Raw genomic sequence first — 13,130 nt, forward strand, 5'->3', positions numbered from 1 at the left:
ACCTTTTTACGGTGAGGTTCTTTTTTTACTATAAAATTCTTTTGATATACGGCAACTCGTTGAACTGCAAACGATAAGCTTACTCAACCATTCACTACTTCACCAAGCGATTTTACAAGACTCCCCATTTCTAGGTCTTCAAATTTCTTGAGAACGGCCGCATGTTGGGGGTTCCAAACACTTTCATATAGATTACATTCAATAGGCACGTTAAGTCGAATTGTTGCCAAATCTCTTGAAAGATGCAACATATCTAAGTTTGCCTCAATTTTCTTTTTGATACTTGCAGGGAGCATTTCAAGACATTCAAGGCAGCCTTCTACCGATCCAAACTCATTTAACAGCTTAAGGGCTGTCTTCTCACCTATCCCTTTAACACCCGGGTAATTGTCACTTGTATCCCCCATAAACGCCTTAAGATCTATGACCTGTAACGGCGTCAATCCCTTAACAGTATAGAGTGTTTCTAGATTATATACCGTGTAATTAGATCTTCCCTTATTCATGATTACAACATTTATCTTCTCTGAAATAAGTTGGAGCATGTCATGATCTCCAGTTAAAATAAGCACTTCACCCTGCTGCTGAAGACTACTGGCTAAAGTACCAATACAATCATCTGCCTCAAACCCGATGATACCGATATTCGGAACACCCATTTCGGCTACTACATCTTTAACTATGTCAAATTGCGGTAAAAGTTCATTTGGTGTTTCCAAACGGTTTTGTTTATATTCGCTATAGCTCTCAGTACGAAAAGTTCTGCTTCCCATATCCCAACAACAAATGACGTGCGTCGGGTTAAAATTATTGATAGCATCAAAAAAATATTGAATAAATCCGTAAACTGCATTGGTAGGTAGCCCGGTGCTAGTCTTGCGTATGTAACCGGAATAAGAAGACGCATAAAATGCCCTAAACAGAAGAGCCATTCCATCTACTAGAAGTACTTTATTGGGGGGTTGCAATTTAATTTCCTCCATTATCACAGTTGAGCAACTAACTGAATGTTTGCCTCAATGCTTAATTAAATTTTAAAATAATAGAATAGCACATAAATAATGAGATGTGTTATACAAAAAATGTTGTTTTAATGACCTGCCATGGTAAGATGAGGTTGATAAAAATGTAACATATCAATTAAGTTCTGGAAAAACAAGAACATAAGAAAAACGGCTTCGCCGCCCTGAGAGATCAGTCTCTTATTAGCGATAAAACCTGTTAAGGGAACTAGAGGACGCTATTTTGGCAAGTAGCAGGGTTGCTAGGGCAATAGCGGAACTACAGGGTCTTATTTCCACCAAAAGAGCTGAAAATTCCCAGAAAACAGCAAAATAGCGGACTGTAGTTCCCTCAACCTCGCAATAATGACGCTTTTTGCTAGAATAGCGTACTGTAGTTCCCTCCGCGCGAGCAGCCTGGGCAACCCCTCGTTCACTCCTTATATGGTTTTTGATAAATCACATGTTTACTAGAAGGAACGAACTATCTGGAGTAATCAATGAGTTCAGGGTTAATCACCTTTTTCAGGTATCGAGTTCCTTAGATTTTTCACAATATCGGAATGTGCATTTACCGCTGCTTGTATGCGTTGAATAATACTCGTAGTATAGCATGGGAACAGCTGTTCAGCACGCAAAAAACCGCCGCTAGCAAAAGATTCCAGCGACGGTTCAGATCTTATCTACATTCGTCTTAACGACTTGTATGCCATTTAATTTCTTGAATAAACTCACTTACGGAAGCCTCTAATCGCGTAGAAATTTCCTCATCCAGAATCGCTTGCCCTTGCTCGCCCCATGTTACTTGCTTATCAAGAACGAAAACACCTTGCAGAATGTTCTGTGCACCAAGTGCGGACAGCACTGGTTTCAAAGCATAATCAATCGCAAGCAAATGCGAAACAGTTCCGCCAACTGCAAGCGGAAGCACAATCTTGCGCGCGAGCCCTTTTTGCGGGAGCAGATCAAGAAATGCTTTTAACACGCCTGTGTAAGAAGCTTTGTAGACCGGCGTAGCTACGAAAACCGCATCAGCAACGGCAACAAGCGCATTCGCATTCACGATGGCTTCGCTATCGAACTTCGCGTATAACAGATCCTCTGCTGGAATATCGCGCACTTTAATCCATTCAACTTCTAAACCTGCTTCCAATAGAGCACTTTTGGCTACTTCAATAACACCATGAATACGGGATGTAGGGGTTGGACTTCCAGAAATAATAACTACTTTAGCCATGAGGTTCACTCTCCATTAGGTTTTGGATGAAAAAAAGACTCCGCAATCTTTGCTGTGTACAAAGTGGGAGTCTCCGGTTGTTAGGTCGACTTTTAATTCATAGTATTTTACTTGGATTTATATTACCATTCCCACTTGCGAACGTCAATACTTTTTGCTTAAAAGAAATTCCAACCTGGCAGCCAGCGGAGGAAAAAGGAATACGTGGATGGAATGATCATCCCTGATAAGATCGGATAGAACAGAACGAACAACACAACGACCCCTGCTAAATAGCCATACACATATCTTCTTCTATGAAGCGGCCCTTCCTCCAAATACTGCTTAATATAGTAGGTTAAGATGAGCACTAGAAATGGCACCATCGCGAAGTAATGATAAATAAAAGTCAGCCTCGGCACCAGCATCCACGGCAAGTACTGGGAGCAGTAGCCGATAAGCAGCACGCGCAGCAATTTATCTTTCTTTTTGAACACGAGATAGAACGAATATAGAACCGCAATGAACCCTGGCCACCAGACAAGCGGATTACCGAAAGAAACGATGCTCGACAGCATGCCTTGCGGCATCAGCTTGGCTTGATAATACCAGATAGGGCGAAGCATCAACGGCCATTCCCACCACGGTGACGAGAACGGATGTGTAGCGACTAAATCTTTGTGATACTTATACATATGTACCTGATAGGTGACGACATCCTTAAGGCCATGTCCTGGACCTGGAACCATCATGAATGGAATATAGGACAGCGTATAAATGCCAAGCGGCACAATGACAAACATGAGTACACACCAAAGCAGTGTGAGCAGTGTATTCTTAACGAACCGTTGTTTGACTAGGGACAATTGGCCTTTCTCCGCTTCTGTCCAAACCGGCTTTGAGCCATCGCGTTGCTCCTCGTGCACAGACTCCCCTTCATCCAAAAGGGCCCGTCGGGCAAATCTATACTCCCCATAGCGTTCGAACAGGGAAATTAACAGCAACAAGGCAAGCCCTGCGCCGCCGTAGATGACAATCCACTTGGAAGCCGCTCCTATGCCGAAGAAAAGACCGGAAAGCCCCAAGGGAACTAGCGTTGTCCACAGCTTTTCCCTATAAAAACTTAGCGTCGTATAGCGATACATGAAATAGAACATCAGCATGATGAAGAAGACGCCATACACATCAATCGTCGCGATACGCGTTTGCGCAAAATGCATAAAATCAAAGGAAAGCAAACAAGCTGCGATGAAGGCATACTCCGATCGGCCAAACATCCGCTTGGCGAATACATACATGATTGGAATCATGCCTACACCGAATAACGTGCCAATAATACGCCAACCGAACGGATTTAACCCGAACACATAGATCCCGATCGACATAAGAACTTTCCCGAGCGGCGGGTGTGTGCTTTCATAGGGCTCAATCTGGTGAAGGTGCTCATAGGCTGTACGAGCATGATAAATCTCATCGAAATACGTGCCATTCATATACGTAGGCGTATAGGGTACCACGCTCGCTTCATCGAATAATTGCGCAGGTCTTCCTTCGTCAGCAGGATTAACATCCTGCTCGGTAACACCTGCAATGTTGAGAATTTCTGAACTGCCATCTCCGAAGATACCAATTTCATGCAGATGGAGCGCGGCATTTTCCTGGGTATCTATCACCAGTTTAACGTATCTGGCATCTTTTTTGGGTTCTACCGTGTTCCAGGTGAAAACTTTGGTATGATCGGATTTGACCGACATTTGATCCTGCCACTGCATGCCATCATTGGAAAACCAGAAGGAGTAAGCCCCTTCACCGACACCTGCAAAGGTGTTGATCCTTGTGATGTTGTGTGCACTGCCCAGATCAACAATGACGGCTTCACCGACATTCGTTGGCTTCCAGAATGTCGTCGGAGCCTTATGCCCCCCTAAGTGAAACAAAGCAATAATTGTATAGATGACGACTAAAACTCCGAGATACAGCACATCTTTCTTGGTGAAAAATCGGCCCTTGGGGCTTCTTTCTATCCCATCTTCCTGAGGTTTAAAGATCGCCTTCCATCGTTCAGACGGTGTTGCCCGAGGCAAGGCTGCTGGAACTGGCTGCTGATCTTGCATCCGGTCCTTATTTCGTTCCTCCGCTTGTTGTTCTGGTTGTGAATCCACGAAAAGCCTCCATCCCAATATACATGCATAGACAAACATAATAACATTGATAGCGGATATCGTCAGCATCAAAGAATCATATCGCGGGATGTGATAGTCCTTATGAAAACTACGCTGCAGTACATCCGCAATATTAATAAAATGCGTGAGGCTAAAACCGATAAACAGACCGAGTATTCGACGATCTTTGATGTAAATGAAACTGGTTAACGCCAGCAGCAAGCCATAGTGCAAATAGCGTTCGTGCATTTTGGTCATACACATGAAAACCGCTGTAATAAACAAGAAAGCAACGTAGAGCAAAGCGCCTGGCCTGCCTTTGCTGCGTATGTACAAATAGCATGTATACACCAGCGCCAACGGCATAAGCACCCATCCTAGCCACTGGTAGGGAATATGTAGAAATGTACTTTTCATATCGATAAAATTGCCGCCTAACAAGGCCATGAGATTAAACGCATTCAAAGAGGCATAAGGGTAAGAAGCCAGTGTACCTGAATAAAGTTCTATCAACCAGCCGTAACCCCGGCCAACGGCAAAAGGGAGCGAGATAACAACTATTGTCGTCAAACCGCTCAGAATGCTCAACACAGCAACCATCCAGTTGCGTTTGCGCACCACATCAATCAATAAAAAAATACCAAAGAGCAGCGCCTGGGGTTTAAGAAGCAGAGCAAGTGCTATACAAACTGAAGCTTGCGGAAGTTTCCCCCGCTGCTGCAGCAAGAAGGTCGCTACGATAAACAACATAAAAAACGAGTCGACCTGCCCCCATATGGCGGAATTCGACCAAATCGCCGGATTGAAAGCAAACAACGCGGCAATGCCCAGTGCTTGCAACCATGCCCGCGCACCACGGCGCCAACTAATGGTCAAATGAAATAACAGATAGACTGTTACAACATCAGCTATCATCGCTGGAAGCTTGAGAATTATTAGAGACTGCCCGCTCTCCCAAGGAATGGAAAGCTTATGGTGCAGGAATCCCACGACGTACAGCACATACATGTAGCCAGGTGGATAGTCCAAGAAGTAGTCTTTCGCATTCGTATACAATCCAGACAGTCCTACCGTATAAGCACGGTCAGCCCAAGCCATGAATGTACGTACATCCGTATCATAACCAACCCATACAGGTGCTAAGTACAGTCTTAGTACTAGTGCTGTCAAAAGCAGTAAACCCAAAAGTAAGTACTTATTGGGGGCACCCCCCGCTTGCTTAAACCAGCTTGCCATGTGACCTCTCCTTAGAAATAGACTACTACCATTATACCTGTCCACTCTCTTGCAGAAAAGGAAAAAAGCACCGACCCGGGAGGTCAGTGCTTTGGCTCAAGCTTTTCGATGCGTTCGCATATTTCATGCAGCCAATCATAGTCTTCCGTCAAGGATGCACAAAGTGATAAATTTTCCAATTTCAATCGGTTCCATACATAACTTGCGTTAGCCTCCATACACAGCAGCAGCTCATCCTGCTCTGCTCGTGTCAGCTCGCGCGCTCTGCGTAATGTCCATAACTCCGCCATACGTTGATGAACAGCCAACATAGTTCGGGTGCCCTCCTGCTTGTTAAGTAGCTAACATTATGCAGTATGGTCAAAGAAAGGACGAATGAAACAGGGGGGTTTGACTTTCTAATTTAATTACAGTAAACTGTGTGTATTACAGTTAAGTGTAACTAATACAGTAATGTGTAACGGAGTTGATTTTATGGATACTTTTACGGCACAGCAACTAGCGGATATTCTTCAAAAAGATGATTCTCGCATGAATTTAAGAACAGTCAGATATTATACACAAATTGGCATGGTGCCACCATTAGAGTTAGTCGGTAACAAAAGAATGTATACCGATCTACACCTTCATTATTTTCGCTCTATACTCACTTTAACAAAAACAGGTGAAACTCTTGCAGCGATTCAAGAAAAATTAAAATTGCTCTCACATGCTGAAATTGAAAAAATAGGTCAACAGCTGCACCTCTATGAATCAAGCCGTGTTCTTGAAAATGAGACACATAGAATTAACGAGGATATCCTTATTACCATAAGTCCCCGGATTTCGGCTGAATTAAAACAACGAGTCATCGATTCTATTTCTCAAGTGCTAAGGAGTGAGGATCAGTAATGCTTGATATCCAATTAGCCAAACCAGTGATGGAAAACGAAGAAGGGATGAACCATTTGTGGGTTCAATTTTCCCTTACTGACTTTCTGAAAACCAAGCAAGCTGAAATAAGTATTCAACTCCCTGATGGTCTTTATCGTTCACCTAATCTAAACGGGTACAAAGAAAATATGTCTAATCAAATTCTAATCAACCTAGAACGAGATAAGGATGTGCTTATTGAAATCTACACACATTCCGCCATCAACATTGAAGAAGCCGCAATCACCGTAGAGCTCCGCTACACAAACTGCTTGAATAATATAAAAGAGATCCTTCAAAGCATTCCTATCCATTTCGTCCATGAAGATGAATCTGAACATTTGACCGTAAATGAGCAAGTAATCAGTCGGTTAAAAGAATTATTATCCCCCATTCCACAAGATAAAGTTGAATTCCTAAGTGTTCAATCGAAGATAATGGAGATACGCAATAATGAGTATTCCTATCTTGAAAAGAAGTACCGCGTAGACTGCTAATTAGGAGGGATAACTATCCTACATCAAATACCATATGTGGTTGAACAATCCACAAGAGGCGAGCGTTCTTATGATATTTATTCCAGGCTGTTGCAAGATCGGATCATTTTTTTAACTGGAGAAATAAACGATGAAACAGCAAACATGGTTATTGCCCAGCTTTTATTTCTAGATGCATCTGACACCGAAAAAGATATTAGTTTATATATTAATTCGCATGGTGGTTCCATAACAGCCGGTTTGGGAATCTACGATACAATGCAATTTATCAAAGCCGATGTCTCAACCTTATGTGTAGGCATAGCAGCTTCCATGGGTGCTTTTTTATTAGCCAGTGGCGCAAAAGGAAAACGCTTTTCTCTGCCTAATAGTGAAATCATGATTCATCAGCCACTTGGTGGAGCGCGAGGCCAAGCATCAGACATAGAAATAAGCGCTAAACGCATCTTACGATTAAGAAACCAAATCAACCAAATACTAGCTCTACAAACCAAACAAGCCGTTGAGCAAGTTGAGTTGGACACAAACAGAGATCGATTCATGGAACCGATCGAAGCCAAAAATTATGGATTGATTGATGAAATCATCCATAAAGCCAAATAATCTAACCAGGCAAGAAGCTTTCGAAAGCGTAATCCTCTCAAAATAGACCGGGATTCAGAGAGCGAGCGGGATATCTAGCGGCGCTTCTAACGAACCGCATCATACTTATAGACGCGAAATTGGCTGCTTTGCGGAACTAACGAACTGCAGCCGCTTTATGCTGTAGTTTTCAGCTGGAATGGTCATCTTTTTCCTGCAATAACGCTTCTGGAATTCGTTATATTTTCAAATGAGCTCATTTTGACCGAATAAGAGGTATGGAGTTCGTAAGGTAAGGGACACACGCAGTGAATGAAGGAAAATACTGCAGCTTGAAAAACGGGGGCTGTCGCAAAAAGTCTAACGACCTTTTGCGACAGCCCCCGCTGCATTCCTTATTAAGCTGTCGTAACTTCATCCTCGGAAGCACTATCCGAATCCGTGCCCTCTAAGAAGAATTGCACCAGCTTTACATGCTTTTTCAGTGATTTTTCGTGAATCAGATTAATTTTCCCGTTATCCAGAGCGCCGAAGACATAGATCAGTTCCTCATTGTCATGGGACCAATCGAAGCCGTCGAGAATTTGCAGGCAGGAAGTCCACTCATCGTTGTACTGTCCATTCGGGAATAAGAACCGATTGGCATACAGCGCAATGCTTTCCTGAATGACCCGATTCGCAGAGGTATATTGGGCTAAGCCCGGTTGTTCCGGCATCATTGGCAAGATCGTGTTGAAGAATTGGTGCAGAATTTCAACATAAGTTGAAGGATCTTGGCGAATTTTACGTTGCAGTTCGTATGACGGCTGCATTCTGCCCGAGAACAGCATCGTCGCGGTAGCATAGAGCCAGCTGAAGCACGTAAAGTTACGGTTGAAGGATGTCAGATTGCTGCGTCGCTCAACGCCAACAGCTTTCAAATAAACATTGTGATCGACAACCTGTTGAATCACCAGATTCAACGGATCAATAGAATCAAAGGAATGTCCAAGCTCCTTGCTGACCAGTTGAACTTTGGAATTGATGTCGCCGAAGAGCTGCTGTTCTTCTTCCTCGGTCAAACCAATATAGATCTGCACAGCAAGCTGTGTTTCCATCAGATCCAGACGTCTGCCTTCGAGTTGATTAATCGTTCCTTCGGTTTCATCCACTTCTTGCTTCACTTCGGCATCCTGCGGGAATTTGCGCTGCTTGATTTTGAGCAGAACCAGTTTTTTCTCGTAACGTCGAACTTCTTTCTGCATTTGATCATTCACATAGCCGAGCGCCAGAATTCGGTGCTGTCCGTCCAGGATAGAAAGCTTGGAGCCATGTCGCAAAAGGAATTCCTTCTCCCCTTTGGACAATTGGTTCACTTCACGCAGTGAAAGGGTCACGGGCCCGAAAAAAACATGATCCAACTCCCGTTCTTGGAGATAGGTAGAAATTTTACGTCTTTGCATATTGCTTAATTTCCGCTGTACCATCGGATCAATCATCGTATAGTTCAACAAATCCTGGACGCGCAAAGCTACGGTTGAAAGTCCGAACTTATCGCAAAAAGGATGTATGGTCATCTTCAGGCGTAATCCTTCCATTAGCTCACGTCCTCCTTGTCACTGATCAGAAATGCATTCTGCTCTTGATAAAAGTTTTTGATAAAGTTATAGGCCTTCATAATGCGCGTACGTCTTGGCAAACGATCTTTCTCGTCGCCGGCATAAATGCCGTTCCAATTCACATGAGGCAGAATTTTCAGCGCATGCTCAAGCGCATATCGATTGAATTTACCAGGTTTGGTAGCTTCTTCGTGAATAAATAACGCTAAGGCAATCTGGATATTTTCGGACCATACCGCTTCACCCTTGGTTGGTTCCGGCAGGTAGTTCAGCAAGCCATTGAAATAAGTTCCACCTAGTGAAACTAGATCTTGCAGTTCTTTCTCTTCATATTGATAGCCGTTATTCCGGGCTGCTGATTTCATTCTGCCTTCGAACAGGGCAACCAAGATTTCAATTAACAAATGATACGAGAATAGGTACTCAGGTGATTTGCCTCTTTCCGAGAACATATCTACGGTCAGTTTCTGCATAGCTGGTGCTTTGGCAGCTAGTTCTGTAGCTGCAACATGATAAAATCTACGTTGATCACGCAGTACAGCCAGGTTACCGCCGAGTTTGCGCGGCAATTTATTAATATCAGAGAATAATTGGCGCTCTTGTCGTGCATTAATGTCCAGATAGGTCATCGTCGAAATAGGGAATGCATACAGTCTGCGCAATTTCTCCGTAATTTCTTCCATTTTGTCGTATTCGCGACGGTCTTTGGCACGTGCCATTTGGCTCTGCAGCGTTTCCATAATGCGTTGGAAAGCAGCTAAGCGATGCTGGCCATCTACCACATAAAGCTTCTCAATCGGCTGCAAGCGCAGGGCTTGTTGATCATCATCATAATGACCGGCGCCTCTGGCCGAAAATATAATACCTGGGAAATAGATAGGTTGACGATCTTCCAAATACAAGTTTACATAGTCGATCAGTTTCGAAAGATTTCGAGGAATAATCGCACGCTGCACCTCTAAATCCACTTCATAAATCGAAAATAGTTTACTCATAGGCAAGGTAGCTGCAATTGTTGCTTGCCCAAACGTCTGTCCCAACACACCAGGAATTTCAACGAAGGACGAAGGCTTCTGTTCAGCTAATAGCTCAGATAAAGACGAAATAACATCCATATAGGTACCCCTTTCAAGTTGTCAAATTTCTAATTTTCACAGAAATGATTCACTATGTCTCTCATTCTCCTATTTTTACCAAAATCTCTAATTTTCATTCTAGTGTTCGCAGCCAATCTCCTATTCGTCTTGCCGCTTCCAGCAACCTAGCTTCATCCTGTACCAAAGCGATACGTACAAAGCCTTCACCTTCCGCTCCGAAAGCGTCTCCAGGAATAACGACAACACCAGCGTGATAAAGCATTTCCCGGGAAATTTGTCGAGATGTCCACCCTTTTGGAATAGCGGCCCAAATAAACATCGTGGCCTTAGGAGGTGTGATCTTCCAGCCTGCATCTTCAAGTGCGGTGATGAAGACATCACGTCTTCTCTGATAAACATCGGCAACAGAATGATCATGTTCCATATCTTCCTGTAATGCTGCAATTCCAGCCGCTTGAATAGCCCCCCAGACACCATAATCAATATTTGATTTCAGTGTCTTCAAAGCTTTCACAGCGTCTGCTTGCCCGGTTAGGAAGGCGATGCGACAACCTGCCATATTAAAGCTTTTGGATAAAGAATGAAACTCAACTGCAACCTCCTTAGCGCCCTCTATCTCTAAAATACTCATTGGCTTATAGCCGTCAAAAGCCATTTCAGAGTAGGCCAGATCATGTACGACAAGCAAATCATGCTTCTTGGCATAGGCAATTAATTGCTCAAAGAAAGCACGATCTGCAACAGCAGACAGCGGATTGCTCGGATAGTTAAGCAGGATGAATCTCGCCTTGGCAGCCACGTCTACTGGAATGTCTACTAATTGGGGTAAATAATTATGCTCTGCACGCAGTGGGAGCAAGTAGGGCTCAACGCCTGCCAGCACTAAACTTGCCGAATATATAGGGTATCCTGGATCGGGTACAATGGCAATGTCCCCTGGATCGCAGAGTGAAAGCGCTAAGTGAGCCAAACCATCTTGTGAACCCATCAAGGTTAGGATTTCATGCTCGGGGTCCAGCTGTACACCAAAGCGATAACGATACCACTTGGCAACCGCTGTCCGAAAAGCGAGACTTCCTTCCGATGTGGGGTATCCATAGTGGTCAGGATTTTGTACAGCTTCTGTGAATGCTTCAATGATTCGAGTTGACGGCGGCAGGTCAGGACTTCCTATACCTAAATCTATGACGTCTACCCCTCGATTCATAACCTCTCTCTTCCAATCTGCTACTTCCGAAAAAATAGCAGAGCCTAACTGACTAAGTCGTTTCGAACCTTTAATTGTCATGGGTTAGTTCCTCATTATGTTGAATTCAATTAATGCCATTAACTAATAATTCATTAACTTAGATAATACCTACTTGATGAACCAATCTGATCATATAGAGTAAAAACAATACTAAAGCAAGGTAAGCGATTCCGAACTTCCATCGCGTTCTTGTTGGAACATCATAATAGCGTTCTTGTACCCCAAGAGGCGAGAAATCCACTTGCACTTGAAGTCCCAGGAAAAAACCAGTCTCTTTCTGCACGCGCTCTACCTTGACTAGGTGAACCTTTTTGATCATTGATTGCTGAGGCAAATACGCATGCCCCTCGAAACCAATCCCCTGCCAATGCATAATGATAACTTGTCTGCCTTCTCCAGCGCCTTGGATCTCTGAATACGTTGTATACTCAAGTTCTCGCGTATGGCTTTCCCCCGGAATCAGGTAACCTTGCTCCAGCAAATGGTTCGCTGCGAACTCAAAACGTGTAGAAACCGAAACAATTTCCTCACGATTTCTAAATTTCACGTATTTCTTGTATAAATCCCATGCAAACATCGCCCAGATGACCAAGAAAATAACTTGATTGATATAATTTTTTAGATAAAAAATAAAAACCAAACCGCCAATTAGTCCTAGCACCCATAACCATCGTGTTACTGCAGTTGAAATTCTGCCTCCGTCTAACGGATGAATCGGCAGCAAATTAATCAAATTGAGATAGAACGACGCATAAGCGATTGCTACAAGGACGGGAGAATGCATATAAACACCTAAACCGAATGTTGCTACGCCGCCAAGTGTTCCCAGAATCGGCCCTCCGATTCCGATAAAAGCTTCGGTCGCCGCATCAGAAGGATTCTTTTTCATCGTAATGAGGGCGCCGAGGAACGGAATGAAGACAGGCGCAGATACCGGGAGCCCTTTGATTTTGGCTGCAAAGACATGCCCCAGTTCATGGATGAGAACCAAGAAAACAATGCCGATTACAAAAGGCAATGGGGCCAGATAGGCGTAAGCCCAAATCGTGATGAACATCGAAATAATGGCTCCGCCGACTTTTCCAAACTTCAAGGCAGCCAGAAGCAGTTTGCCTTGTGATAGCAGAACAGCGATAAAGCCGCCGATAGCAAGTGGTGATTTTTTGCGAGCCGGTGGTTTTTCTTTTTCTTCCAACCTCACGTCACCCCTTCGCCCATGCTTGCTCAAACTCCGGCTCCTTAAATCCTACAGTAACCTTATGCCCGTCGGTAACGATAGGGCGTTTAATTAGTCGGCCATTTGAAGCCAGCAGTTCAAGCATCTGCTCTTGCGACATGCTTGGAAGCTTGTCTTTTAAATTCATCTCTCTGTACACTTCACCGGATGTATTGAAGAACTTCTTAATCTCCAAACCGCTGTCACTTAGCAGCTTAGCAAGCTCCTTGGCAGAAGGCGGCGTATCGAACAAAGGAATATTTTCGGTGATATCTACCCCACGGACTTTCAGCCATTTGATGGCGCTGCGGCATGTCCCACATTTATCGTAACAAAACACTTTTACCGGCATGATGCGAAAACT

General features: G+C 43.8%; 12 protein-coding genes. 3 read left to right on the plus strand and 9 right to left on the minus strand.

The window, feature by feature from the left end; translation table 11 throughout:
• Window positions 1-83: 83 nt before the first annotated feature.
• The 4 genes from LOZ80_RS23835 to LOZ80_RS23850 form a co-directional block, all read right to left on the minus strand.
• A complete protein-coding gene (locus LOZ80_RS23835) occupies window positions 84-983 on the minus strand; it encodes a 5'-3' exonuclease (RefSeq protein WP_443146973.1) in 900 nt (299 codons plus the stop codon).
• A gap of 712 nt (window positions 984-1,695) precedes the next feature.
• On the minus strand, window positions 1,696-2,238 hold the full coding sequence (gene ssuE, locus LOZ80_RS23840) for an NADPH-dependent FMN reductase (protein ID WP_238167030.1): 543 nt from the start codon (window positions 2,236-2,238) through the stop codon (window positions 1,696-1,698).
• A 158-nt stretch (window positions 2,239-2,396) separates the two neighbouring features.
• A complete protein-coding gene (locus tag LOZ80_RS23845) occupies window positions 2,397-5,615 on the minus strand; it encodes a glycosyltransferase family 39 protein (RefSeq protein ID WP_238167031.1) in 3,219 nt (1,072 codons plus the stop codon).
• An 83-nt stretch (window positions 5,616-5,698) separates the two neighbouring features.
• Window positions 5,699-5,926, minus strand: a complete 228-nt coding sequence (locus tag LOZ80_RS23850) for a DUF7667 family protein (RefSeq protein WP_189012652.1) — start codon at window positions 5,924-5,926, stop codon at window positions 5,699-5,701.
• Between the two features lie 163 nt (window positions 5,927-6,089).
• Between LOZ80_RS23850 and LOZ80_RS23855 the strand changes: the two genes are divergently transcribed.
• From LOZ80_RS23855 to clpP, 3 genes are read left to right on the plus strand one after another with little or no spacing between them, the layout of a single operon-like run.
• Window positions 6,090-6,506: a MerR family transcriptional regulator gene (locus LOZ80_RS23855; RefSeq protein ID WP_238167032.1), complete on the plus strand. Its 417-nt coding sequence runs from the start codon at window positions 6,090-6,092 to the stop codon at window positions 6,504-6,506.
• Complete coding sequence (locus tag LOZ80_RS23860; protein ID WP_238167033.1) at window positions 6,506-7,024, plus strand: hypothetical protein; 519 nt, start codon at window positions 6,506-6,508, stop codon at window positions 7,022-7,024. Before LOZ80_RS23855 ends, LOZ80_RS23860 begins: the two co-directional genes overlap by 1 nt.
• Before the next feature lie 15 nt (window positions 7,025-7,039).
• Window positions 7,040-7,627 carry an ATP-dependent Clp endopeptidase proteolytic subunit ClpP gene (clpP, locus tag LOZ80_RS23865; protein ID WP_283214800.1) on the plus strand — a complete coding sequence of 196 codons (588 nt, stop codon included), beginning with the start codon at window positions 7,040-7,042 and terminating at the stop codon, window positions 7,625-7,627.
• Window positions 7,628-8,004: 377 nt separating this feature from the next.
• Here clpP and LOZ80_RS23870 read toward each other — a convergent pair whose 3' ends face one another.
• The 5 genes from LOZ80_RS23870 to LOZ80_RS23890 form a co-directional block, all read right to left on the minus strand.
• Window positions 8,005-9,183, minus strand: a complete 1,179-nt coding sequence (locus LOZ80_RS23870; protein ID WP_238167034.1) for a DNA sulfur modification protein DndB — start codon at window positions 9,181-9,183, stop codon at window positions 8,005-8,007.
• Window positions 9,183-10,319, minus strand: coding sequence for a DNA sulfur modification protein DndB (locus LOZ80_RS23875; protein WP_189012656.1), 1,137 nt, complete (start codon window positions 10,317-10,319; stop codon window positions 9,183-9,185). The genes LOZ80_RS23870 and LOZ80_RS23875 overlap by 1 nt, the downstream gene beginning before the upstream one ends.
• Window positions 10,320-10,413: 94 nt before the next feature.
• Window positions 10,414-11,589 (minus strand): aminotransferase class I/II-fold pyridoxal phosphate-dependent enzyme, encoded by a 1,176-nt coding sequence (locus tag LOZ80_RS23880; protein WP_238167035.1) that lies wholly within the window; start codon window positions 11,587-11,589, stop codon window positions 10,414-10,416.
• A gap of 58 nt (window positions 11,590-11,647) precedes the next feature.
• Window positions 11,648-12,751, minus strand: a complete 1,104-nt coding sequence (locus LOZ80_RS23885) for a site-2 protease family protein (protein ID WP_443147080.1) — start codon at window positions 12,749-12,751, stop codon at window positions 11,648-11,650.
• A gap of 1 nt (window position 12,752) precedes the next feature.
• Entirely contained in the window at window positions 12,753-13,118 is a 366-nt protein-coding gene (locus tag LOZ80_RS23890) for an arsenate reductase family protein (RefSeq protein WP_443146974.1), read from the minus strand.
• Window positions 13,119-13,130: the final 12 nt, after the last annotated feature.

Origin of the sequence: Paenibacillus sp. HWE-109, assembly GCF_022163125.1 — a bacterium.
Taxonomy (GTDB): Bacteria; Bacillota; Bacilli; order Paenibacillales; family NBRC-103111; genus Paenibacillus_E.